This is a genomic window from Brevibacillus daliensis, assembly GCF_021245735.1.
GTDB classification, from domain to species: domain Bacteria; phylum Bacillota; class Bacilli; order Brevibacillales; family Brevibacillaceae; genus Brevibacillus_B; species Brevibacillus_B daliensis.
The window spans coordinates 20008-44225 of record NZ_JAJISB010000028.1; the positions used below are offsets into that span (position 1 = coordinate 20008).

The window sequence follows — 24218 nt, forward strand, 5'->3', positions numbered from 1 at the left end:
TTAGATATAGTCATGATGGAACTTCAGTATGTTGGAGGGTTAACATGTCAAGCATTCACGCAGTCATTCTTGCTGCTGGTCAAGGAACTCGAATGAAATCCAAATTATATAAAGTACTGCATCCGGTATGTGGAAAGCCTATGGTTCAACATGTAGTGGACAGCCTGGATACCATGCAGGTAAGTAATGTAGTTGTGGTAGTGGGACACGGTGCTGATAAGGTTCGTGAAACTCTGCAGGACCGCGTTATTTATGCAATGCAGGAAGAACAATTGGGTACTGCGCATGCAGCCCTGCAAGCAAAAGATGCTTTAGCTGATAAAGCGGGTACAACCCTTCTTTTATATGGAGATGTACCGCTTCTGTCAAAAGAAACCCTGTCTAAGCTTCTCGCTTATCATGAAGAACAAAAAGCAGCAGCTACTGTACTTACCGCTGTTGTCTCAGATCCAACTGGATATGGGCGGATTGTTCGAGATGAAACTAACGAGGTTTCACGCATTGTAGAACAAAAAGATGCATCTGATGAAGAGCGTCTTATTACTGAGATTAATACAGGAATTTATTGTTTTGATAATCAAAAAATGTGGGATACTCTGCGCATGGTGAAAAATGAGAACGCACAAGGGGAATACTACATTACAGACTGCGTTGCCATTCTTCGTGAAGCTAATGAGAAGGTAGCTGCGTTCTCTGCGGTTGATCCTGACGAGACAATGGGCGTAAATGATCGAGTTCAATTATCAATGGCTGAATCATATATGCGTAGACGCATAAACGAAATGCATATGAGAAATGGTGTAACGATAATTGATCCTGCCTCCACCTATATTGAGGCTGATGTAACGATTGGGTCTGATACGGTTCTTTTGCCTAATACAGTTTTAAAAGGAAACACATCGATTGGTTCTGATTGCAAGATTGGCCCTCAGGCTGATCTGACTGATATGGACGTATCGGATACAGTTTGTATTTCCTATTCTGTGCTCACACATAGTAAAATAGATGAAGGGGCTACTGTAGGTCCGTTTGCTTATATTCGACCTCAGACTCATATTGGTCCTCATGCGAAAGTTGGAGACTTTGTCGAGCTGAAAAACACCATAATTGGTGCGGGAAGCAAAGTAAACCATTTAACGTATCTGGGTGATTCCGAAGTTGGTCAGGATACCAATATCGGATGTGGAACCATTTCTGTTAACTATGACGGTGCTAAAAAACATAAGACAATGATTGGTGATCGCTCCTTTATCGGATGTAACACCAATTTAGTTGCTCCTGTAACTGTTGGGAACGAGGCTTATGTAGCTGCCGGTTCAACTATTAATCAAGATGTGCCAGATGGAGCGTTCGCGATTGCGCGGGAACGCCAAACAAATAAACTGGGATATGCGGTAAATTTACCGCGTAAACAAAGCGAATAAGAATAACGGGAGGCTTTTAACAAGATGGCTAATTATCGAGATCCGAAGCTGAAGGTTTTTACCGGCAGTGCTAACCCGAAACTATCTCATGAGATTGCCGAACATATCGGGTTAAGTCTGGGTAACATGGAAACTGCACGGTTCAGTGACGGAGAGTGCCAGATCAAGCTAAATGAGAGTGTACGTGGATCGGATGTTTTCATCATTCAACCAACATGTGCTCCAGTAAATGAACACTTAATGGAGCTATTGGTCGTATGTGACGCTTTGAAACGTGCATCTGCCAAGAGCATCAACGTGGTCATGCCATACTATGGATATGCTAGACAAGATCGCAAAGCGCGTTCTCGTGATCCAATCACTGCGAAGTTAGTTGCCAACCTTATTGAAACAGCTGGAGCAGAAAGAGTAATTACTATGGATTTACATGCTACCCAAATCCAAGGGTTCTTCGACATCCCTGTTGATCATTTGTTAGGAGTGCCGATTCTGGCAAAATATTTCCAAGGTAAAAACCTGTCGGATGTTGTCGTTGTTTCTCCAGACCATGGTGGCGTTACACGTGCTCGTAAGCTTGCAGAGCGTTTGGGTGCACCTATTGCCATCATTGATAAACGCCGCCCAGAGCCAAACGTTGCAGAAGTTATGAATATTGTAGGGAACATTGAAGGCAAAACAGCGATCATGATTGATGATATGATTGATACAGCTGGAACTATTACAATTGCTGCTAATGCACTTGTGGAAGCAGGAGCGAAGGATGTATATGCTTGCTGCACTCACCCTGTTCTTTCAGGGCCTGCAATTGAACGTATCCAAAACTCAACGATTAAAGAGCTGGTAATTACTAATACATTGCCACTACCAGAAGAGAAAAGAATTGATAAGATCAAAGTTCTTTCTGTGGCTCCTCTTATTGGTGAAGCGATCATTCGCGTTCACGAAGAGTTGTCAATTAGCAAGCTATTTGATGAATAGACTTGGGCTAAACACATACTAATTAAATCCTCTGGACAAGCTGGATGGGATCATCTGCTTTTTCAGGGGATTTTTTGCAGATATTTGGCAAAAGAAGTCGACTTCCCTTTCTTGTTGTATACAGGAGAGATCATGTAAAATGAAACGAGCAGGTCAATTGAAGCTGGAGGTAATAACGTGAAAGTCATCATTGGATTGGGGAACCCTGGAAAACAGTATGAAGATACCAGACATAATGTAGGGTTTCTGGCCATAGATAAAATTAGTAAGCAATTAAATATTCCATTATCTCAAATGAAATTTAGAGCAATTATAGGTGAAGGTAATGTATCAGGCGAAAAAGTATTGCTGGTAAAACCACAAACGTACATGAATCTATCAGGTGAAACAGTTGGCCAACTTGTTTCGTACTATAAGATAACGGCTAATGATTTGATTGTGATTTATGATGACCTGGATTTGCCTGTAGGTAAGCTGCGCTTGCGAGTGAAAGGAAGTGCAGGTGGTCATAATGGCATCAAGTCTATTATTGCGCATTTGGGTACCCAAGAGTTTAACCGAATCAAAATTGGTATTGATCGTCCAGAACAGGGTAAAAGTATTAGTGATTATGTTCTTCACTCATTTCCAAAAAGCGATATGTCATTTATTCAGGACGCTATTGATCTTTCTGCAAAAGCGTGTGAGGATTGGGTACAGGGGGATACATTCGTTCAAGTTATGAATCATCACAATCCTACAAGGAACTAGATTCGTATGGAACACTTGGAAGTTGCCTATACTACTTGTATAAGTTGGTATTTTTATCAAGTGGGGGTGGTTCCATGCGTTATCGGTATCTATGTCGCTATTGTGGTCACAACTTGGGTGAGATTAATCAGGAACATATTACCGAAACACAGCTAGGTTTTCATTTCTTGACCCCACAGGAGCGTCAAACAATCATATCGAAGGATGATGGAGGGAATACAGTGGTGCATGTTCTATGTGACTACTGTAAGGAGGCGCTGGATTTGCATCCGGAGCTTTCACTCATTGGAAATCCTTTGCAATAGTCAAATGGTTTTGACGTCAGGCACTGAAATGGGAGCTTGCGAGTGGATATACCTTGGCTTGCATATAAGCTAAGGTTTTTCTTTGATTTTTGCGAATAGACTTCATATTAATAATGATTGCTGCGTTGTCACCGTTTATTTGGCTTCGCAGCTTGTTGTGTTGCATAAGCACGAGAGAAAGGTTGGAGAGGGGATAAAGGATGCAAGTCATCATAAACCGAATAAAAGAGGATTCCAATTTTGGAACTATTCTCGCTGGTTTGACCCAGGGTCTACATGAACAATTGATTGCTGGATTATCTGGATCAGCACGTCATATCTTCATGGCAGCTCTTTATCAGGAGAATAAACAATCTCTGTGTGTAGTTACACACAATATGTATCAGGCACAAAAAGTATATGAAGATTTAGCAGAACTTCTTTCACCAGATGAGGTGTTATTATATCCGGGAAATGAATTAATTGGTTCCGAGATGGCGATTGCCAGTCCAGAAACCCTTGCACAGCGTATTCAGGTATTTAACCGTCTAGCTAATGGCTATACGGGTATTTTGGTTACGCCTTTTGCAGGAATTCGCCGACTAACTGTTCCTAGTCAGGTTTGGAAAGATGCACAAATAACGATTAAGCGGCAAGGCACGCTTCAACTTGAGGAATTTTTGCAAAAATTGATTGAGCTAGGCTACGAACGAGTAGAAATGGTAGAACGAAAAGGTGAGATAAGTGTTCGTGGTGGAATTATCGACCTGTTCCCAGTAGACTCCGATTGGCCTATTCGGATTGAATTGTTCGACGATGAGATTGACTCCATTCGTACGTTCGATATGGATACACAACGTTCACTGGAGCAATTGGATTCTTATGTTATTGGTCCAGTGAAAGAGATGATTGCTTTTACAACGCAGTTGAAAGAGAGCGCCAATCGTCTGGAAGCCAAGCTGGGTGAGTCCTTAGGCAAGATTAATGATGAGGCTGTCAAAGAACGTATGATGAAACAAATAGGCGGCGATATTGAGCATCTTCGCCAAGGTCATCGTTTTTCACATTTATATAGCTACATTTCTGCTATTTATCCTGAGAATGAGACTTTGCTCAATTATTTGCCGAAAGAGACAGTTCTCATTGTTGATGAACCATCCCGTGTAATTGATCATGCTGCCACCCTCCAAAAGGATGAATCAGAATGGGTAACCAGCAGAATCGAACAGGGACAATACATGTCAAACCTGAGCTTGTCCCGCACATATGATGAGCTGCTACATGATCATAAACATCAGGTTATCTATTTATCTCTCTTTTTACGTCAAACACCCAAAACACATCCTCAAAACATCGTAAATATTAATTGCCGAACGATGCAAAATTTTCATGGGCAAATGAATGTACTTAAAGGTGAGTTGCAGCGATGGGTGAAAGGACATCAGCAAATCTTGTTTGTAGCTGCTGATGCGGAGCGTGCCAAGAGGCTGGAGAGAGTACTGGACGATTATGAAATGCAGGCTGACCTTTTACTTGAAGAGGTGAAGACGGTTCCTCCTGGAAGACCAATCATTATGATTGGGAATATTCAAAGTGGTTTCGAAATGCCTATGAGCAAGTTAGTAGTTGTGACGGAAGGCGAAGTATTTACCGCTAAACAACGTAAAGCACGAAAAGTAAATCAAAATATGAGCAATGCCGAGCGAATTAAAAATTATCTGGAGTTAAAGCCTGGCGATTATGTTGTTCATATTAATCACGGTATTGGTAAATATCTGGGAATCGAAACAAAAGAGATTCTGGGTATCCATAAAGATTACCTGCATGTTCAATATGCGGGCGGAGATAGTTTGTTTGTACCAATTGAACAAATTGATCATGTACAAAAATATGTGGGTAGTGAGGAAGCGCAACCTAAGATCTATAGTCTGGGTGGTAATGAGTGGAAGCGCGTAAAGAGCAAGGTAGAATCTTCTGTTAAGGATATTGCTGAAGATCTAATCAAACTATATGCACAGCGCGAAGAAGCGGTTGGACACTCATTTAGTAAAGACACCATGGAACAACGTGAATTTGAAGCGATGTTCCCTTATCAGGAAACAGTGGATCAATTGCGGACGATTGCAGAAGTAAAAGAAGATATGGAAAGCAAACGCCCGATGGATCGTCTAGTTTGTGGTGATGTAGGGTACGGTAAAACAGAGGTGGCGATTCGGGCAGCATTCAAATCCGTCATGGAAGGAAAACAGGTGGCTGTTTTAGTTCCGACGACAATTCTGGCTCAACAGCACTTTGAGACGTTTAAGGAACGGTTTGCTGACTATCCAATACGTGTAGAAGTATTAAGCCGTTTCCGTTCACGTAAGGAACAAAATGCGACGATGAAAGCTCTTAAAGAAGGAACAGTCGATGTTGTAATAGGAACCCATCGTTTATTGTCCAAAGACATTGTATTTAGAGACCTGGGATTAGTAATTGTGGATGAAGAGCAACGGTTCGGTGTAAGTCACAAAGAAAAATTAAAACAACTAAAAACAAATGTGGATGTACTCACATTAACGGCGACTCCTATCCCACGAACCCTTCATATGTCGATGCTAGGTGTACGCGATTTATCTATTATTGAAACTCCTCCAGAGAATCGGTTTCCTGTACAAACCTATGTACTTGATTACAATCCGGCTTTGGTTCGAGAGGCGATCGAGCGTGAGTTAGCTCGAGAAGGACAAGTATTTTTCCTCTATAATCAAGTACAGGGCATAGAGCAGATGGCTGAACATATTACTGCCTTAGTCCCAGATGCACGGGTAGCAGTAGCTCACGGTCAAATGAATGAGAGTGAGCTTGAAAGTATCATATTAGATTTCTTGGACGGACAATTCGATGTTCTGGTGAGTACAACCATTATTGAAACAGGTGTAGATATTCCTAATGTAAATACATTAATTATCTACAATGCTGACCGAATGGGCTTATCCCAATTGTATCAATTGCGCGGTCGTGTAGGACGTTCCAATCGAATTGCATATGCGTATTTTACCTATCAGCAAGATAAGGTTCTTACAGAAGTAGCCGAAAAACGTCTTCAGGCAATTAAGGAATTTACTGAGCTTGGTTCCGGTTTTAAAATCGCCATGCGAGATCTTTCCATTCGTGGTGCAGGTAATCTACTCGGTGCTGAACAACATGGTTTCATTAATTCAGTCGGTTTTGACCTATATACCCAAATGCTGAAAGAAGCGATTGATGAATTGCGCGGTGAAGTGAAAACAATTGAAATTGCCACTGCGTCACCTGTAGAGATTAATTTACAGCTGGATGCCTATATTCCATCTAACTACATTACCGATAGTCGCCAAAAAATTGAGATGTACAAAAAATTCGTGGCAGCTAGTACAATGGAAGAAGTTGGAGATTTAGCGGACGAGTTAATTGACCGTTACGGGAATATCCCAACTCCGGTCGAAAATCTATTAGTTATCTCACGAATGCGAATTCAAGCGCTTAGCTATCACATTATTGAAATTAGCCAAAAAGATCCAGATGTGATCAAGTTAATCCTGCATGAAAGTCAAACCTCCAATATTGATGGTGGTGAGCTGTTTGCGCTATCTAGTAAATATGATCGTCGTGTTGGGATTTCTACGACAGCAGGTGGACAACAGATCATCGTAACTGTTAAAGTTAAGGGGTTAAAAATCGAAGAGGGATTAAAGGTGGTTACCAACCTATTAAATGAGTTCCATCTGGTTCAAAAGGATAAAAGTCCGGACCCCTCTTTACATTAACCACGAGGTGCTAATGGAGTGCCAAGAAGGGAGATTTTCATAAATGAAGAAAAATAAATTTACAAGGGGCAAACGAGTTCTTGCTTTACTATCTGCAACAGCCCTGATGCTTGGAGTTTTAAGTGGATGTGGCACAGACAATAAAAATACAGGAACACCTGGAGCAGAGCAAAAGCAAGAAGAGGATATAGTTGCCTCCTTTCCTCCGTTGAAGCTTCCATATGAAGCAAAAGCTGATCATGTACTGGTTGAATACAAAGATGGCAAATTAACAGCAGGAGAGTTTGAAGATTTCCTTCGCGTACTTACTTTTATCAACCCACCACAAGGATACGCAATCAGTACTGGTAACCAGGAAATGATTGAAAACTATGCACGTCAATATATTGTGACGAAGCAAAAAGCTGCTCTAGCTGATGATGCAATGAAGAAAACAGCAAATGAAGAGGCTGAAAAAGCTTACGCAACGTTAAAAGAACAATACATTCAAGTCTTGGGCGGGGAAGATAAGTACGAACAATTGATGAAAAATCATAATGTGAAAAAAGATGAGGTTGTAAAACAACTGGCTGAAATCAATGCTTCTGTAGCTGTATTGGAAAAAGAAGTTCCTGAAGCAGAAGTGAAAAAAACTTATGATAGCATGTCAAAAGAATCTCGCACGTTTGCATCTGTACGCCATATCCTTTATAAATTCGAAGGACGTACGGAAGAAGAAGCATTGAAACTGGCTAACGAAGCAACTGCTAAGCTGAAGAAGGGTGAAGACTTTGCAACATTGGCCAAGCAGGTATCAGAGGATGAAGGAAGTAAACAAACAGGTGGTCTGTATCCTGACGCAAGTGTAGACCAATGGGTACCAGAATTTAAAGCGGCTGCCATGGCTCAAAAAATTGGTGAAATAAGTGAGAAGCCTGTTCGTACTGACTACGGATATCACGTAATTAAAGTTGAAAATCGTGTAGAAAAAACGTACGATGACATGAAAGACCAATTGAGACAACAAGTTTTGGAAAAGAACTATCTCGAAATCGTAACAACTCAGTTGGACAAAGAAATTATCAAGAAGGATTTTCCGAAAGTAACGCCTGCTGAAGCTCCTGCTAACCCAGGTACAGAAGCACCAGCTGCCGATACACCTGTAAAATAATCAAAACAACACCATAGGTAAACGAAAATAGCGATTCATCAGCCTGTAGGCTGTTCGAATCGCTATTTTTTATTTATATACTCTTTATAAGTTCATTGTGGAACAAAAAGGGTTGGATGTTTTTTGGTTTGATCGCATATTCTTCATGGGGTGGCAAATACTATATCTACTCACTACCGCCCGGGGGGGAGTACAACAAAGCTAATCACAAAATAACTGGAAATGATTTCATCAAAAACGTTTAGTAAAAAACGAGAAGATAGGAAAACATAGGAGCAACCCCTAAATTAAGCTTACTACCCTAGTATTCTCAAGAAAGCGAGGCAACAAGATTATGAAGGCAACAGGTATCGTTCGTCGTATAGACGACCTCGGACGGGTCGTAATCCCGAAGGAGATCCGCCGCACACTTCGTATTCGTGAAGGGGATCCACTTGAGATTTTTGTTGATCGTGACGGAGAAGTTATCTTGAAAAAATACTCTCCTATTGGAGAATTAGCTGATTTTGCCAAGGAGTATGCAGATTCACTTTATGAGAGCCTTAATCATATCGTCATAATCTCAGATCGAGATATGGTCATTGCAGTATCGGGTGCTTCTAAAAAAGAATATCTGGAAAAACCAATTAGTAATCAGGTAGAAAAGGCATTGGAAGAGCGGAAATCCAAAGTGGAGAGAAACGCAGGACAGTATGAGATCTGTCGGGACAACCCTGAGCAGTATACATCCTATGTGATTGCTCCTATTGTGGCAGGGGGCGATCCGATCGGTGCCGTTATTATATTAAGTAAGAATGAGAATAAAATGGGTGAATTAGAAACAAAGATGGCGGAAACAGCAGCAGGTTTTCTTGCTAAACAAATGGAACAATAGTGATTGTAAGCCTTCCTGTGGGGAGGCTTTATTTTTGTTTCCTCAAGCGGTGCGCTTGCTCTCCTCCTTCTCTCCTGTGTTATAATGGACAAAGTTTCTGGCTTGGCGAATCAGAATGAATAAATATTTGGTTCGCGTAAGTGCAACTAAGGCTTTGGCAAGCCTTTTTGCGTATGCGAAGCTAAGTTTTCTAAAGAGGAGAAATGGAAGACGTATGATTGGAGAGAAAAGTGCAAATCATTTCGTAAAAGGTGCCGCTATCTTAGGTATTGCTGGTTTACTCTCCAAATTATTAGGAGCGCTTTATCGCATACCGTATCAAAATATTACAGGAGACGTCGGCCTGTATGTATATATGCAAGTATATCCGCTTTATTCAAGCCTGTTAATCCTGGCTACAGCCGGATTTCCCATTGCAATCTCCAAGATTGTATCGGAGCGGCTTGCTGTTGACGATCATTTAGGAGCGCGCAAGACATTTCGGGTAGCAAGTATTTCACTTGGCTTACTAGGAATGTTTTTCTTCCTATTGATGTATATAGGTGCACCAGTGATTGCCGCTATCATGGGCGATGAAGAACTGACATTACCGTTACGAGCTGTTTCATGGTCATTGTTATTAGTTCCTATGGTGTCTATCCTGCGTGGATATTTTCAAGGACAACAGGATATGTTACCCACAGCAATATCCCAAGTAGTGGAACAAATTATCCGAGTTGTCGTCATTCTTGTCTCTGCATACTGGATGATGAGTGCATATCAGGATGCTTATTTGGCTGGTACTGGTGCTGTGTTTGCAGCATTTCCAGGAGCGTTAGCTGCATTTTTTGTTCTTCATTATTATTATCGGAGATCAAGAAGACATTTGCGACGCAGAGGCTACCGCAAACTGCTTCGCCAGCAGCAACATACAGATACACTAAGTAATAAACAGGTATTGAAGCGTATTTTGGATTATGCAATTCCGATATGTATTGGTGCCTTGGTTCTTCCAATGATTCCATTGATCGACTCGCTTACAGTATCGAATCTGTTGCAATGGTCGGGAATGGAACTGGATATTGCTAAAGAATTAAAAGGAATCTATGACCGTGGACAACCATTGATTCAATTTGGAACATTTTTTGCCACTTCCTTATCATTAGCGTTGGTACCCGCAATTAGCGAAGCGGTTGCCCAAAATCAAGAGAAGCTGATCGTATACCGTACCAACATGGCAATGCGCTTAACGTTCATGCTAGGCTTACCGGCAACTGTTGGACTTGCTTTATTAGCAGAACCTGTCAATGTGATGGTGTATGGAAATGATAATGGAACAGCCTCCCTTGCGATCCAGGCATTTGTTATCGTATTTGCCACGATGGGAATATCTACATCAGGTATTTTGCAAGGACTTGGACATGTTAAATTGCCAGCTCGTCACTTGATGTTTGGGGTATTGGTAAAATTACTGGCAAACCTTGCCCTCATTCCTTTGCTTGATATCAAAGGTGCTGCGTTAGCAACAGTTATAGCCTACATTGTATCAGCCGGGCTTAACCTGCGTTCCATCAACAAGCATATCGGGGTGGCATTTACTATGAAAGAAATGATGAAGCCATTCTTGTCTGTTATCGCTATGTCAGTGCTAGTGGTTCTGACAGGAGTCATCATGAATCTTTTTGCTACCAGCTTGATTGAGAGCGAGCGTCTGGGACAAACGATTGTCGGTACTTTTGCTGTATTTATCGGATTAATTACGTATTTGCTAGCCCTCTTGTACACCGGGGGGATTAAACGGGAAGAGCTTACTTATATACCTAAGGGTCATAAGTTGATTGCTATTTTCGAGCGCTTTAAGTTATTGCGGAAATAACGAAGAGAACGAAGAACGGAGTGTTCCCTGTTATGACGACGTCTATCATCTCGATTCTTGGATTAGGGGCAGGTAATCTAGATCAAATGCCCCTTGGAATCTACAAAAAAATGAAGCAAGCCGAGCATCTTTATGTGCGGACTGCTGACCATCCCGTATTGGAAGAGCTTCTTTCGGAAGGTGTTTCTTTTACAGCATTTGATTCTGTTTATGAGGCGCATGATACCTTTGAAGAGGTATATCGTCACATTACTGATCAGTTGATGGGACTGGCGAAAGAGAAAGGTTCTGTTACTTATGCTGTTCCTGGACATCCATTGGTAGCAGAACGTACGGTGCAGCTTCTATTACAAGAAGCAGATCAACAGGGTATTCAGGTGGAGGTTGTAGGTGGGCAAAGCTTTTTAGACCCGTTATTTGCGAGGCTGTCCATCGATCCGATTGAAGGGTTTACTCTACTGGATGCAACACAGATGTTGCCAGCACAGCTTACACCATCACTCCATACCGTCGTTGCCCAGGTTTATGATCAAATGAGTGCTTCTGATGCTAAATTGACTCTGATGGAGGTTTATCCTGATGAGTTTGAGATAATTGTAGCGACAGCGGTAGGAATTACGGGAATGGAGCGAATCGAAACAGTAAAGCTGTATGAACTGGATCAGGTGGATCATCTTGGTAATCTAAGTTTGCTTTATATACCACCCACAAATCAGGAAGCGGTATCACTACGTCAATTCTCTACATTAAAGGAGATTATTGCTACGTTACGTGGACCAAACGGATGTCCGTGGGATAAAAAGCAGACGCATCAAAGCTTGCGACGTTATATGCTGGAGGAAGCGTATGAAGTAGCAGAGGCCATTGATGAAGATGATATTGATAACCTTTGCGAAGAGCTAGGTGATGTCTTGTTGCAGGTTCTGCTGCATGCACAAATTGCATCTGAAGATGGTTATTTTACGATCGAAGATATTATTTCTACGCTGGCAACCAAGATGATTCGTCGACACCCGCATGTCTTTGGTGACACGAACGCTGAAAATACGGAAGAAGTACTGGTAAATTGGGAACAGATCAAGAAACAGGAGAAGGAAGAGAAAGGAACCCTGTCCTCCACTGAGTCCATCCTGTCTTCTATTCCTAAGGACTTTCCGGCACTCATGACTGCCGTTACCATTCAAAATAAGGCATCTAAGGTTGGGTTTGATTGGGACAATATTGCCGATGTTTATGGCAAAGTCGAAGAGGAATATCAGGAATTGCAGGAAGCAACACCAGAAGAACAGGCAGGAGAGCTAGGTGATTTATTGTTTGCTGTGGTTAATGTAGCTAGATTCCTAAAGGTGGACCCAGAAGCAGCCCTTGCCATGACCAACTTGAAGTTTAAAAATCGTTTTAAATATATTGAACAAAAGCTACAAGAAAATAATAAACAATTTGCAGATACAGACCTGGAAGAAATGGATAAGTGGTGGAATGAAGCAAAAAACCAGGTATAAATTGAGTGGGAAGAGGAGGGTAACAAATGCGTCTTGATAAATTCTTGAAGGTATCCAGATTAATTAAACGTCGTACTTTGGCGAAAGACGTTTGCGATCAAGGTCGAGTGATCATCAATGAAAGAGCAGCAAAAGCATCAAGCAATGTAAAAGTGGGAGATTCTATCTCCATCCGGTTCGGACAGAAGGTTGTAACGGTTAAGGTAGAAGAAATAAAGGAAAATGCTCGTAAAGATGAAGCTGCATCCATGTACACCGTTATTGGCGAAGTACCTGTTCCACGCGATGAAAAAGAAGAAGATGCGTATCTGCTTAGCTAGCAAGTGGTTCTAAACGGACATCCCCCTCCATATCTTGGTACAAAGAGGAACTGAATGGTTCCCATACGTTATCAGTCTATAAAGAGTAGACTGAACTGCCAAGATAAGGAGGGGTTTTTTTATGAATGAACAAAATAAACGATCTCGTCATGAAATTGTGATGATTAACCGGCGTAGCTTGGCCATATCTGGGGTAAAGAAAGTAGAAAGCTTTGATAGTGAGGAATTTTTGCTGGAAACGGAGGGTGGTTTTCTTTCTATTCGCGGCAAGAATTTACATATGAAGAACCTAAGTCTTGAAACAGGCGAAGTAGCAATTGAGGGCTTCGTCCATGATATGGGATATCTTGAACAGGGGCAAGCCGGAGACCGGTCGAAAGGGTTTTTCGGCAGATTGTTCAAGTGAGTATCCATATCCAGCTTCAGACGATGGCGTTCATGGCCCTGTGTGGTGTATTGATGGGGATGGGATTTGATACGTATCATGTTTTCAAGAATAAGGGAAGATTTCCTCTCTGGGTTGTCTTTATTTTGGACATTCTCTTCTGGCTAACCAGTATAGGAGTCGTATTTTATGTGCTGGTCGTAGTAAACGGAGGAATTGTGAGATTCCCTATTTATTTTGGGCTAATAATAGGTGCATGGATCTATTTTTTATTGGTAAGCAAGACTTATATCCAATTCTTGCTAGCCGTGATAAAATGGGCAATAAGAATCATGAATTTTAGTGTTAAGGTTATTGATATGCTACTGGTAAGGCCTTTGGAACTGATTTTTCGTTTTTTCTGGATTTCATTAGTCTTTCTATTTTCATTTGTAGTAAAATTTTTAGTAGTCCTTTGGAAAATTATCACCTTTCCGATGTCGCCATTTGTTCGGTGGGGTCGCAAGTTGTGGAAAAGAATTGAGCCCAAGATAGCAGGACTCAAAGGGATTGTAAAGAAATGGATATCTAAGAGTAAGAAGACATAGAAGGTAGTAAAGGTGGAGAGCAGGCATGCGGACACGTCCCTCTCATCAATCGAATAATGTTGGTCGCAAACGCAGATTGAGATTCATCATGTTCTTTGTGTGTTGCTTTTTAATCTGGACGGGCTATACTGCCTATTTGCAAAACTCTGTATTGGAAGCTACGGAAAAAGATTTGAAGACGTTGAAGCAGGAGGCATTAGAGGTTAACCAACAGAAGGAAGAACTAGAGAACATCATGAAACGCTTAGAAGACCCTGAATATATCGCCGAGGTAGCGAGAAAAAACAACTTTATGTCCAAGCCAGGAGAGATTATTTTTCTAATCCCGGATCATGAATAATACATATAGAATTATAAGGAAAAATAAATTTCCAAAAACACGTAAATTGATTGTCAAAATATGAAGGGCATTTTAAAGATATGGCGAATATAATATAGTAAGCCCGTTTCGCCGAGCGCGAATCACCTGATGGCCGACGTTGATCGCAAAAACGTCGGTTTTTTTTTTGACAAAAAGGAATTTATAAAAATTCCTTTCTGCATAAGTGCAACTAAGGCTTTGCCTGCGCCAGAGGCTTGGAAAAGCCAAGTTTTCTAATCTTTTTTCAGGTATGAATTTGTCGTACGATTTATGGAATATCCCTCTATCGTTTGACAAATTTTACAGGAAAACCTCCGTATAATGAGAACCACAAATCAAAGAACGGAAGGTGCGATCCTTATGTGGAACAAAAATCAGACTATTTCCCATTCTGGTAATTATCTGACTGAAATGATTAATGAGCATGTTTCCCAAAAGGTTTTGAGTATGGGAGAAAGGGTAGCAACCTTCATGCATAAATGGCATATTCTTTCCTTAACTATGGGATTTTTATTGGGACGTGCCTTAATCCTCGAACAACTATCCCCCTTTGTTATCCCCTTTGTTATCGTGATGTATTTCTTACGACGAGATACAATATTAGCTGCTTCCTTCGGTATGCTGGCAGGTTCTTTTGCTCACTCAGTTCCTTTAGGCTTGCAGACGCTTCTGAGTTTGGTGCTCTCCATGGTAGTTTGCCGTATTGCAGGTAGATGGAAGCGAAAGGATTTTTCGGCTGTGCCTTTCTTCGTATTAGGTACCTCCTTTTTTAGTCACTTTCTTTTTTCATTACTTACCAGTCAGATATCCACCTACAGCGTTACGATGGTTGCTGTTGAATCAGTCCTCAGCTTCATTCTCACACTCATTTTTATTCAGGCATTATCTATCATTCATATTAGTAAGCCTTACGAACCTCTTAAAACAGAGGAAATCATATGTCTGGTCATTTTACTTGCCTCTCTCATGACAGGCACGGTAGGGTGGGTGATACAAGGCATATCCATGGAACACATCTTATCAAGGTATCTATTGTTATTATTCGCCTTTGTGGGTGGGGGAACAGTGGGAGCGGCTGTAGGTGTGGTGACAGGGCTTATCTTAAGCTTGGCTGATGTATCTGCTTTGCAACAGATTAGTTTACTTGCCTTCTCCGGTTTACTTGCAGGTCTATTAAAAGAAGGGGGCAAGATTGGGGTAATTGCAGGGCTTGTCATAGGAACTGCTATTCTTGCTATTTATGGTGGTGTAACAGATACGTTGTATTTCTCCTTAATTGAAACGGGGATTGCAGCCATCCTTTTTGTTCTAACGCCAGCCATGATCTGGAAGCAGGTAGCGAGCTATATTCCGGGGACAGTGGAACATGCACAATCACATCAGGAGTACATGAGGCGAATCAGGGCTGTGACGGCTGGTAAGATAGAGCAATTTTCCGAGTTGTTTACGCAGCTTTCACGTTCTTTCTCCCAAACAGTAGAAAAAGATAGTGAAGTGGTTGAAGAAGAAATGGACATTTTTTTAAGTAGGGTAACGGAACGAACCTGCCAACGTTGCTGGAAAAAAGAACAATGCTGGGATCGAGATACAGAAATGACCTATCAGTCTATGAAGTCGATGCTTGGGACTATCTATGAGCATGGAACCATGCATGGCTCACCTCTGCCTAAAGAATGGGAAAAGAAATGTGTAAAGACAGAAAAGGTTGTCCAACAGATGGAGCAGGAGTATCATCGCATGATGGAATATAACCAATTACGAAAGCAAATTGAACAGAGTCGTAAGCTAGTCTCGGATCAGTTGTCTGGAGTATCAAGGGTGATGAGTGATTTTGCCAAAGAGATACAGCGGGAGGGAGTGGAATTAAGCTTACAGGAGAAGCAGGTATCACGAGCATTGGAGGGGTTAGGTTTATCAGTGAGGCGAGTGGACATTCACAGTTTAGAAGAAGGAAAGGTAGACATCGAAATCAGCCAGCCTTCTTGCTATGGACGAGACGAATGCGCCAAAATCGTCGCACCCATGCTAACAGATATTCTTGGTGAGAACATCGTGGTGAAAGAAAGGGATTGTGAAGCGTATAAAGACGGATCATGCAGGATGTGTCTCGCTTCTGCCAGAACATTTGAGCTTGATATAGGGGTTGCAGGAGCTGCAAAGGAAGGGAAGCTGTTATCGGGGGACAGCTTTAAAACAATGGATTTAGGAAATGGAAAAGTGGCAGTGGCGATCAGTGACGGAATGGGCAATGGAGAGCGTGCCTATATGGAGAGTCAATCTGCCCTTGATCTACTACAACAGCTACTCAAATCGGGTCTGGATGAAAAGATATCAATTAAAACAATTAATTCCATTCTGGCATTACGTTCCACAGAGGAGATGTTTGCCACAGTTGATCTGGCAATTATTGATTTGCAATCTGCCATGACAAGATTTGTTAAAATCGGCTCAACACCCAGCTTTATTAAGCGAGGAGATGATGTCTTTACCGTATTTGCTAGCAATTTGCCTGTAGGGATTTTGGAAGAAATAGAAGTAGATATCGTCACTCGTAATTTAAAACCAGACGACCTCTTAATCATGATGTCAGATGGAATCTATGAGGCACCGAGACATATTGAGAATAGGCAAATGTGGATGAAGCGACTTATCTCTCAATTACAAACAGACGACCCACAGGAGATAGCCGATCTATTGCTGGAAAGAGTAATAAGGGAACACAGTGGAGATATTGTAGATGATATGACGGTTCTCGTTACCAGAATTGACCGCTATGTACCTCAGTGGTCTTCCATTCAGGTAGTCGGAATGGATAAATTAGAGCGGCCTCGTGTAGTAAGTTAAGGTATGTTTTGCCAATTGACCGACCATACTTAATAAAAAATCATTCAGAAATGAAGGGGAGGTTCTATATGGCAAAACCTGCGACACTTCGGCAGATTCTGGTTGTTACGGACGGCTGTTCTAATTCGGGGATTAGTCCCATTGCGGCAGCAACATTGGCGAGAGAACAAGGAATTACGGTTAATGTCATCGGTGTTATTGATAAAAATGAATTAGGTGAGCAAGGCGAACAGGAGATTCGGGAAATGGCACAGGCAGGAGGAGGAATGCACGACATTGTTTATCCAGCCCAGTTGGCTCAAACTGTGCAAATGTTAACAAGAAAGGCAATGACTCGCACGATTCAGCATGTGGTCAACAAAGAATTAAAACAGATTCTCGGTGAAAGTGAGATGGACAATCTTAGTCCTGAAAAAAGAATGCAGGTAGCGGGAATGGTAGATGAACTGGGAGAACAAAGTAGTCTGGAAGTTGTTATGCTGGTCGATACCTCTGCCTCCATGAAAAACAAGATTGCTGCCGTTCAGCAGGCCATTTTTGATTTCAGCATTAGCCTACGTTCCCGAAGCGGAAAAAGCAAAATGGCTGTTTGCTCATTTCCTGGGAAAGAAAAGCATTTGGACACTCTTATCCCTTGGACCAATCAGGTAGAAAAAGCATATCAACTCTCCTCTAGTTTAACGATGAGTGGTATCACCCCAACAGGCCCTGCCATTACTGAAGCGATTGCTTTATTTGGACATATCGAATTGCCAGAAAAGCTGGCTAACAAATATCAGAAAAACAGCCGTATAAATGAGGAAGATGGCGGCTTTATGCAGGACCATGTTTTCTAATCAAAAAATGCCAGAAGCTCCTCTATACATGGAAGGGAAATGGCATGGCAAAGACTACTCGGTCATAAAAGAGTTAGGTAGGGGAGCTAACGGTGTCGTTTACCTCGTTTTTCATAAGGGAACAAAAGTCGCACTAAAAGTCGGCTTAGATTCGATAGATTTATTGATGGAAGCAAATGTGCTTACCCAGCTACAATCCCATAATGAAAAGATAGGTCCAGCTATTTATGATGTAGATGATGTGGTAATAGAGGGGAAGACGCATGCCTATTATGCAATGGAATATGTAGAAGGAGAACGGTTAGACAGGAGCCTGAAGCAGGTAGGCAAGGAGTGGCTACCGTTGTTACTGATTCAGCTACTGTCTCACCTGCATGTCATTCATCAACACGGGTATGTATTCGGGGATCTTAAACCAGAGAATATGATTGTGGTAAAATCAGGAAAACAAGTGTGCCTCATTGATTTTGGAGGTGTATCCAAACAGGGACATGCTGTCAGACAATTTACAGAAGAATATGACCGGGCACTATGGCAAGCAGGAGATCGCAGGGCTGATCCAGGATACGACCTTTTTTCCCTGGCAGTCATGATGGTGCGATTATGTACGGATAAAGAGACCTGGAATAGACTCCCTTCGGTAAGGCGACATGTCCAAATGCTTTATGCTATAATAGCGGATAACGAGCATGTCGCCCCTTACCGAATTCCGTTACAAAAAGCATTGGAAGGCAGGTATCAAACTGCGATCCAGATGAAAGCGGATATCCTACATGCGTTTCATCAAAAATCGGTTAATGTTGCAGGATCGAGTGTAGCTTCTAATAAAGAAGGGTTGGGTAGTAAGTTACTAGGTGGGCTGTTTGTTGTTTCTATGCTACTACTGGCCGGATCGTTGTATTATCTATGGATGTGAGGGATGCTACTGACATGGAGTCCAACAATTATGTGATGGAAACCTGCCTGTTAGCCGGAGAAATAATGATCAAAAACGGGGCGGAAACGTATCGCGTTGAAGAGACCATGAATCGAATGGCTTACGCGGCTGGCATGAAAAGCGTCCATAGTTTTGTCACCCCTACCAGTATTATCTTCTCTTTTAAAGATCATGGGGAAGTGGATCGAACGCGGATGGTCCGCTTGGGTGAAAGAACGATTAATCTGAACAAAGTGACAATGGTTAATGAGGTATCACGTCATTTTGTAGCAGACAAAATTTCTCTTACAGAGGCACATGACAAGCTGGTTGAGATATCCTCTCAGAAATTTCAGTACCCGGATTGGTTATTAAATGTGGCGGCTGGTTTAGGCAGCGGCTCTTTTGCTGTTTTAATCGGCGGAACTTTTTTGGATTTTATCCCTAGTGCCATTGCCGGTGCAATTGTTTTTGCCAGTTCCAATTATTTGTATCGTCTTTTGCCCATAACGTTTTTTGCTGAATTTGCTGCTTCCTTTCTTGGTGGAATGTTCACCTTAATTGCCTCCTGGGTATTTCCAGCGCATCTTCAACTAGGAGTAATGATTATAGGTGCTATGATTCCGCTGTTTCCTGGTGTAGCCTTAACCAATTCCGTACGAGATTTGATGGCGGGAGATTTGATGGCAGGAGTTGCCAGGGGTGTAGAGGCCGGTCTTTCAGCATTGGCAGTAGCGGTTGCTGCAGCGATCGTGCTCTCATTGTAAAGGGGGACACTAATTTTGCTAAAGGGCATGTTACTTAGTTATATCATTACATTTGTCTATGCGATGTTGTTCAACGCTCCAAAGCATACCATTTTTTATGCCGGTGCTGTCGGCATGTCAGGCTGGATCATTTATAAAATGTTGCCCGCTTATGGTGCTGAACTGACATTAGCGTCGTTTGCAGCAGGTACTTTTATCTCGTTAACGAGTCAGATTTTATCTATTAAAATGAAAGTGCCTTCCACCAATTTTAGTATTGCAGGCATTATTCCGCTGGTGCCTGGGTCAACTGCCTACAAGTCCATGCTTGCTTTCATTAATACTGACTATGTAGGAGGAATCACACTCGGAGTTATGACCATGATGTATGCGGGTGCTATTGCTGCCGGTCTCATCTTGGGAGTCTCCATTTTCTCATTATGGAAAGGAATTGTAGCTCGTCATGTACGTAAGGGTGCAAAAGCAAATTGAACAAAGGCAGCTCCTGTTACCTGGGGAGACAATTGTAGTTGGTGTTTCTGGTGGAGTTGATTCAATTGGATTATTGCATATCCTGACCAGATTAAATGAACAATATCACTATGATTGGAAGCTGCATGCTGTACATCTAAACCACGGTTTTCGAGGCGAAGAAGCAGATGAAGATGCCGCATATGTCCAAGAGATGTGTCATACACTAGGAGTTATATGTCACTCCTACTATCGGGATATGCCTGCTCTGATGAAGGAAAGTGGTCTTGGGGCACAGGTAGCTAGCCGAGAAGTCCGATATCAGCTCTTTATTGATACAGCACTACAAATTGGAGCTTCCAAGGTTGCTGTGGCACATCATGCTGATGATCAGGTGGAAACCATATTGTTTCGTATGATGCGTGGAACCAGCTTACAAGGGTTTAGTGGTATGCCAGTTCGACGCTGGTTAGTAACAGATAAGATAGAATTGGTTCGCCCACTTCTCGCTATTACAAGAGAAGAGCTTGAGAAGTATTGTGAGATCCATCAGCTCTCACCTAGGCATGATAGTAGTAATAATTCCCGTAAATATAAACGTAACTTGATTAGACAGGATATTATCCCTGTACTTTCTCAAGTGAACACGAGAGCAAAAGAGCATATTCTTCAATTAGCAGAGCTGGCTAATTCGGATGATCGCTATCTGCAAGCCTTGAGTCAAGAAGCGTTAAATCGGATAATAGTTAGAAAAATGAACAATGAAATTATCTTGAAAAAGAAGTGTTTTGAAACTTTTGACCTTGCTTTACAAAGGAGAATGATTCCACTACTATTAAGTTATCTCTCAACTGAAACAGAGTGGTCTCTGCAACACGTGGAGGCCGTTTTGCGTATGATTTCACAATCTAATCCATCCGCTTCTCTTGATTTGCCTGATGGTATTCGGGTAGAGAGAATGTACGAACAGATTTGTTTTTATAAAGGAACAAAAGTGAGTAGCAATAATGAATCCTTTTTCTCATATAAATTGAACGTACCGGGAACAACATGGATACCAGAGGCAGAATTATTCATACATATCCGCTCTATTTCATTTAAAGAGGACTTGCCGGAATCGTATACAGGAACACCTACTTTGGCAATATTTGATGCGGATGTGTTGTCAGGTGAATTAATGGTTCGCAGTCGCTTACCAGGCGATCGAATTTCTTTCCCAACTGATACAGGCATTCATACCAAAAAGGTCAAAGAAATCTTGATTGATCATAAAGTACCGAAAAACAAGCGAGACCGAATTCCTTTACTGTTTTCCAATGACCAATTATTGTGGATTCCAGGTGTGAAAAGGTCAGCACATGCATGGATTAATAACAAGTCCAACCGATATTATTTAATACAGGTTGATTTTGCAAATGAGTTGCAGGAGGTTACAGATGAATAATGACATAAAAGAGGTTCTACTATCCAAGGAAGAGATTAACCAAAAGGTAAAAGAATTGGGTGCAATTTTAGCTGAGGAATATCGTGATAAAAACCCGTTGGTCATTTGTATCTTGAAGGGCGCAGTAGTATTTATGGCAGATCTATTGCGTGAGATGGATATTAAATGTGAAATGGATTTTATGGCTGTATCCAGTTACGGTAATAGTACCCAATCTTCTGGTGTTGTACGTATCCTGAAGGATTTGGATGCATCTGTTCAAGATCGCCATGTTCTGATTGTTGAGGATATCATGGATAGTGGTCTTACCTTGAGCCACCTGGTTGAGCTATTGAAGCAACGCCATGCGGCCTCTGTAAAAGTAGTAACGCTGTTGAATAAGCCAGAGCGTCGCAAAGTCAATATCTCCCCGGACTACAGCGGTTATAACATCCCAGATGAGTTTGTAGTAGGGTATGGTCTTGATTATGCGGAAACCTATAGAAATCTTCCGTACATCGGCATCTTGAAGCCAGAAGTTTATTCAAAATAGGTAATAGATAGCAAGGTTGAGAATGGGTTTTAGCTTGTGTTAAAATAATGGAAGTGTCTTTTTCGCGAGAGGAGGTAAGCAATGAATCGTTTTTTTAAGAATACAGGGTTCTATCTATTGGTCTTCCTTGTCACGGTAGGGATTGCAAATTTTGTCCTCTCCGGAACCGAGAAGATGTCGGAAACCTCGTATCAGGTTCTACGTGAGAACTTGATGAAGGATAACATTAAAGAGGCATCCTTCCGGGTTGAAGGTGGTACATATCGAGTAGAAGGTAAGTTTATTACTACGCCTACTACGCCTGCCAATCTACAAGAAGCATTCTTTACCCATGTACCGTTGTACAATGAAGATCTCATAAAAATGGTAGACGAGAAGATTGATGCTCAAAAGATAACAAATGTAAAGTACAACCCAGCGGAAGGTAATAATATCTGGTTGACCTTTTTGACTTCTATTATTCCTTTCGTGATCATGTTTATCTTGTTCTTCTTCTTGTTGAACAACGCACAGGGTGGCGGCAGCCGAGTGATGAACTTCGGTAAAAGCAAAGCCAAACTGTATAACGATGAGAAGAAAAAAGTTACGTTTGAGGACGTAGCTGGTGCAGATGAAGAGAAAACAGAGCTTGTCGAGGTGGTTGAGTTCCTCAAAGACCCTCGCAAATTCGCTGCTGTTGGAGCGCGTATTCCAAAAGGTGTTCTTTTGGTTGGTCCTCCAGGTACAGGTAAAACGTTGCTTGCCCGTGCAGTTGCCGGTGAAGCAGGTGTACCATTCTTTAGTATTTCTGGTTCTGACTTCGTAGAGATGTTTGTCGGTGTCGGTGCTTCACGTGTGCGTGATTTGTTTGAAAATGCAAAGAAAAATGCACCGTGTATCATATTTATTGATGAGATTGATGCAGTAGGTCGTCAACGTGGTGCAGGTCTTGGCGGTGGTCATGACGAGCGTGAACAAACGTTGAACCAATTGCTTGTTGAGATGGATGGTTTTGGCGCAAACGAAGGTATTATCATGATTGCGGCTACAAACAGACCAGATATTCTTGACCCAGCCTTGTTGCGTCCAGGTCGTTTTGACCGTCAAATAACTGTTGACCGTCCAGATGTAAAAGGTCGTGAAGCAGTACTGAAGGTTCATGCTCGCAACAAACCGTTGGGTGACGATCTAGACCTAGATATTATTGCTAGACGTACTCCAGGATTTACAGGTGCAGATCTGGAAAACCTGTTGAACGAAGCGGCATTGCTTACAGCGCGTAAAAATAAAAAGCAGATTAATATGCAAGAAATTGACGAAGCGATTGACCGAGTCATTGCAGGACCTGCTAAGAAATCCCGTGTGGTTAGCGAAGATGAACGTCGTCTGGTTGCTTATCATGAAGCGGGTCACGTTATCGTGGGTTACCACCTGAAGCGTGCTGATATGGTTCACAAAGTTACTATTATTCCTCGCGGTCAAGCAGGCGGTTATACCGTTATGCTACCGAAGGAAGACCGCTTCTTCGCTACCAAAGGCGATCTATTAGACAAGATTGTTGGTCTATTAGGTGGACGTGTAGCAGAGGAATTGGTGCTTGGAGATATCTCCACAGGTGCTCATAATGACTTCCAACGTGTTACGGCAATTGCTCGTAGCATGATTACCGAATACGGTATGAGTAACTTGGGACCAATGCAGTTTGGTCAAAGCCAGGGTCAAGTCTTCCTAGGTCGCGATTTTGGACATGAGCGTAACTACTCCGAGCAGATTGCCTATGAAATTGATCAGGAAATGCAACGGATAATTAATGAACAATACCAACGTTGTAAAGACCTGTTGATTCAATATGGAGATCAATTGGAAAATATCGCACAAACCTTGTTGCGTGTTGAGACTCTGGATGCCGAGCAGATCAAGCAGGTCATTGAAAACGGCAAGCTGGATAAAGAGCCGGAACAAGATGTGTCTGTAAATATTATGGCAAAAGCAGAAGAAGAACCTTCTACAGAAGAGAAATCTGCTGAACAACAGGAGACTACTGCTGATGCAGAAGAAAAACCTGCAGAGCCTACTGAGGCTGATGAAGCTTCAGACCAAGTTATCGTTGATAAATTGACAAAAGAGCCAACGACTGATGAGTCACTGGATCTTCCTGACAAAAAAGACGATAATAAAATCTAATAATTCAT

General features: G+C 41.9%; 21 protein-coding genes. All 21 read left to right on the forward strand.

Annotation, left to right across the window (positions count from 1 at the left end; translation table 11 throughout):
* Positions 1 to 44: 44 nt before the first annotated feature.
* The 21 genes from glmU (at position 45) to ftsH (ending at position 24210) form a co-directional block, all read left to right on the forward strand.
* The gene (gene glmU / locus LM917_RS17770; RefSeq protein ID WP_232699018.1) at positions 45 to 1424 is read left to right on the forward strand and encodes a bifunctional UDP-N-acetylglucosamine diphosphorylase/glucosamine-1-phosphate N-acetyltransferase GlmU; all 1380 of its coding nucleotides are present in this window, start codon (positions 45 to 47) and stop codon (positions 1422 to 1424) included.
* Positions 1425 to 1448: 24 nt separating this feature from the next.
* Positions 1449 to 2402, forward strand: coding sequence for a ribose-phosphate diphosphokinase (locus tag LM917_RS17775; RefSeq protein WP_232699019.1), 954 nt, complete (start codon positions 1449 to 1451; stop codon positions 2400 to 2402).
* A 177-nt stretch (positions 2403 to 2579) separates the two neighbouring features.
* Entirely contained in the window at positions 2580 to 3152 is a 573-nt protein-coding gene (gene pth, locus LM917_RS17780; protein ID WP_232699020.1) for an aminoacyl-tRNA hydrolase, read from the forward strand.
* A gap of 74 nt (positions 3153 to 3226) precedes the next feature.
* The gene (locus LM917_RS17785) at positions 3227 to 3457 is read left to right on the forward strand and encodes an anti-sigma-F factor Fin (RefSeq protein ID WP_232699021.1); all 231 of its coding nucleotides are present in this window, start codon (positions 3227 to 3229) and stop codon (positions 3455 to 3457) included.
* A gap of 200 nt (positions 3458 to 3657) precedes the next feature.
* Positions 3658 to 7224 (forward strand): transcription-repair coupling factor, encoded by a 3567-nt coding sequence (gene mfd, locus LM917_RS17790; protein ID WP_232699022.1) that lies wholly within the window; start codon positions 3658 to 3660, stop codon positions 7222 to 7224.
* 43 nt (positions 7225 to 7267) lie between these two features.
* Positions 7268 to 8374, forward strand: a complete 1107-nt coding sequence (locus LM917_RS17795) for a peptidylprolyl isomerase (protein ID WP_232699023.1) — start codon at positions 7268 to 7270, stop codon at positions 8372 to 8374.
* Between the two features lie 334 nt (positions 8375 to 8708).
* A complete protein-coding gene (gene spoVT, locus LM917_RS17800; RefSeq protein ID WP_232699024.1) occupies positions 8709 to 9248 on the forward strand; it encodes a stage V sporulation protein T in 540 nt (179 codons plus the stop codon).
* Positions 9249 to 9462: 214 nt separating this feature from the next.
* Positions 9463 to 11103, forward strand: a complete 1641-nt coding sequence (locus LM917_RS17805) for a putative polysaccharide biosynthesis protein (protein WP_232699025.1) — start codon at positions 9463 to 9465, stop codon at positions 11101 to 11103.
* Between the two features lie 32 nt (positions 11104 to 11135).
* The gene (gene yabN / locus LM917_RS17810) at positions 11136 to 12605 is read left to right on the forward strand and encodes a bifunctional methyltransferase/pyrophosphohydrolase YabN (RefSeq protein ID WP_232699026.1); all 1470 of its coding nucleotides are present in this window, start codon (positions 11136 to 11138) and stop codon (positions 12603 to 12605) included.
* Positions 12606 to 12631: 26 nt separating this feature from the next.
* Positions 12632 to 12925 carry an RNA-binding S4 domain-containing protein gene (locus LM917_RS17815; protein ID WP_232699027.1) on the forward strand — a complete coding sequence of 98 codons (294 nt, stop codon included), beginning with the start codon at positions 12632 to 12634 and terminating at the stop codon, positions 12923 to 12925.
* Between the two features lie 121 nt (positions 12926 to 13046).
* Positions 13047 to 13331, forward strand: a complete 285-nt coding sequence (gene yabP, locus LM917_RS17820) for a sporulation protein YabP (RefSeq protein ID WP_232699028.1) — start codon at positions 13047 to 13049, stop codon at positions 13329 to 13331.
* Positions 13328 to 13897: a spore cortex biosynthesis protein YabQ gene (gene yabQ, locus LM917_RS17825; RefSeq protein WP_232699029.1), complete on the forward strand. Its 570-nt coding sequence runs from the start codon at positions 13328 to 13330 to the stop codon at positions 13895 to 13897. Before yabP ends, yabQ begins: the two co-directional genes overlap by 4 nt.
* Positions 13898 to 13922: 25 nt before the next feature.
* On the forward strand, positions 13923 to 14237 hold the full coding sequence (locus tag LM917_RS17830; RefSeq protein ID WP_232699030.1) for an FtsB family cell division protein: 315 nt from the start codon (positions 13923 to 13925) through the stop codon (positions 14235 to 14237).
* A gap of 381 nt (positions 14238 to 14618) precedes the next feature.
* Entirely contained in the window at positions 14619 to 17102 is a 2484-nt protein-coding gene (spoIIE, locus tag LM917_RS17835) for a stage II sporulation protein E (protein WP_232699031.1), read from the forward strand.
* A 68-nt stretch (positions 17103 to 17170) separates the two neighbouring features.
* Positions 17171 to 17938 (forward strand): VWA domain-containing protein, encoded by a 768-nt coding sequence (locus LM917_RS17840; protein ID WP_232699032.1) that lies wholly within the window; start codon positions 17171 to 17173, stop codon positions 17936 to 17938.
* A 28-nt stretch (positions 17939 to 17966) separates the two neighbouring features.
* Positions 17967 to 18854: a serine/threonine protein kinase gene (locus LM917_RS17845; protein ID WP_309241961.1), complete on the forward strand. Its 888-nt coding sequence runs from the start codon at positions 17967 to 17969 to the stop codon at positions 18852 to 18854.
* Positions 18855 to 18868: 14 nt separating this feature from the next.
* Positions 18869 to 19621, forward strand: a complete 753-nt coding sequence (locus LM917_RS17850) for a threonine/serine exporter family protein (RefSeq protein ID WP_232699037.1) — start codon at positions 18869 to 18871, stop codon at positions 19619 to 19621.
* Positions 19622 to 19636: 15 nt separating this feature from the next.
* A complete protein-coding gene (locus LM917_RS17855) occupies positions 19637 to 20092 on the forward strand; it encodes a threonine/serine exporter family protein (RefSeq protein WP_232699038.1) in 456 nt (151 codons plus the stop codon).
* Positions 20064 to 21515: a tRNA lysidine(34) synthetase TilS gene (gene tilS, locus LM917_RS17860; RefSeq protein ID WP_232699039.1), complete on the forward strand. Its 1452-nt coding sequence runs from the start codon at positions 20064 to 20066 to the stop codon at positions 21513 to 21515. Before LM917_RS17855 ends, tilS begins: the two co-directional genes overlap by 29 nt.
* The gene (gene hpt, locus LM917_RS17865) at positions 21508 to 22047 is read left to right on the forward strand and encodes a hypoxanthine phosphoribosyltransferase (RefSeq protein WP_232699040.1); all 540 of its coding nucleotides are present in this window, start codon (positions 21508 to 21510) and stop codon (positions 22045 to 22047) included. The genes tilS and hpt overlap by 8 nt, the downstream gene beginning before the upstream one ends.
* An 81-nt stretch (positions 22048 to 22128) precedes the next feature.
* A complete protein-coding gene (ftsH, locus tag LM917_RS17870; protein WP_232699041.1) occupies positions 22129 to 24210 on the forward strand; it encodes an ATP-dependent zinc metalloprotease FtsH in 2082 nt (693 codons plus the stop codon).
* The last annotated feature ends 8 nt before the right edge of the window (positions 24211 to 24218 follow it).

What these genes read in the sequence shown, in the direction of transcription:
- glmU (WP_232699018.1), top strand. Translation starts at nt 45, where the DNA reads ATGTCAAGCATTCACGCAGTCATTCTTGCTGCTGGTCAAGGAACTCGA.
- LM917_RS17775 (WP_232699019.1), top strand. Translation starts at nt 1,449, where the DNA reads ATGGCTAATTATCGAGATCCGAAGCTGAAGGTTTTTACCGGCAGTGCT.
- LM917_RS17785 (WP_232699021.1), top strand. Translation starts at nt 3,227, where the DNA reads ATGCGTTATCGGTATCTATGTCGCTATTGTGGTCACAACTTGGGTGAG.
- mfd (WP_232699022.1), top strand. Translation starts at nt 3,658, where the DNA reads ATGCAAGTCATCATAAACCGAATAAAAGAGGATTCCAATTTTGGAACT.
- LM917_RS17795 (WP_232699023.1), top strand. Translation starts at nt 7,268, where the DNA reads ATGAAGAAAAATAAATTTACAAGGGGCAAACGAGTTCTTGCTTTACTA.
- spoVT (WP_232699024.1), top strand. Translation starts at nt 8,709, where the DNA reads ATGAAGGCAACAGGTATCGTTCGTCGTATAGACGACCTCGGACGGGTC.
- LM917_RS17805 (WP_232699025.1), top strand. Translation starts at nt 9,463, where the DNA reads ATGATTGGAGAGAAAAGTGCAAATCATTTCGTAAAAGGTGCCGCTATC.
- yabN (WP_232699026.1), top strand. Translation starts at nt 11,136, where the DNA reads ATGACGACGTCTATCATCTCGATTCTTGGATTAGGGGCAGGTAATCTA.
- LM917_RS17815 (WP_232699027.1), top strand. Translation starts at nt 12,632, where the DNA reads ATGCGTCTTGATAAATTCTTGAAGGTATCCAGATTAATTAAACGTCGT.
- yabP (WP_232699028.1), top strand. Translation starts at nt 13,047, where the DNA reads ATGAATGAACAAAATAAACGATCTCGTCATGAAATTGTGATGATTAAC.
- LM917_RS17830 (WP_232699030.1), top strand. Translation starts at nt 13,923, where the DNA reads ATGCGGACACGTCCCTCTCATCAATCGAATAATGTTGGTCGCAAACGC.
- spoIIE (WP_232699031.1), top strand. Translation starts at nt 14,619, where the DNA reads ATGTGGAACAAAAATCAGACTATTTCCCATTCTGGTAATTATCTGACT.
- LM917_RS17840 (WP_232699032.1), top strand. Translation starts at nt 17,171, where the DNA reads ATGGCAAAACCTGCGACACTTCGGCAGATTCTGGTTGTTACGGACGGC.
- LM917_RS17845 (WP_309241961.1), top strand. Translation starts at nt 17,967, where the DNA reads ATGGAAGGGAAATGGCATGGCAAAGACTACTCGGTCATAAAAGAGTTA.
- LM917_RS17850 (WP_232699037.1), top strand. Translation starts at nt 18,869, where the DNA reads ATGGAGTCCAACAATTATGTGATGGAAACCTGCCTGTTAGCCGGAGAA.
- tilS (WP_232699039.1), top strand. Translation starts at nt 20,064, where the DNA reads ATGTACGTAAGGGTGCAAAAGCAAATTGAACAAAGGCAGCTCCTGTTA.
- hpt (WP_232699040.1), top strand. Translation starts at nt 21,508, where the DNA reads ATGAATAATGACATAAAAGAGGTTCTACTATCCAAGGAAGAGATTAAC.
- ftsH (WP_232699041.1), top strand. Translation starts at nt 22,129, where the DNA reads ATGAATCGTTTTTTTAAGAATACAGGGTTCTATCTATTGGTCTTCCTT.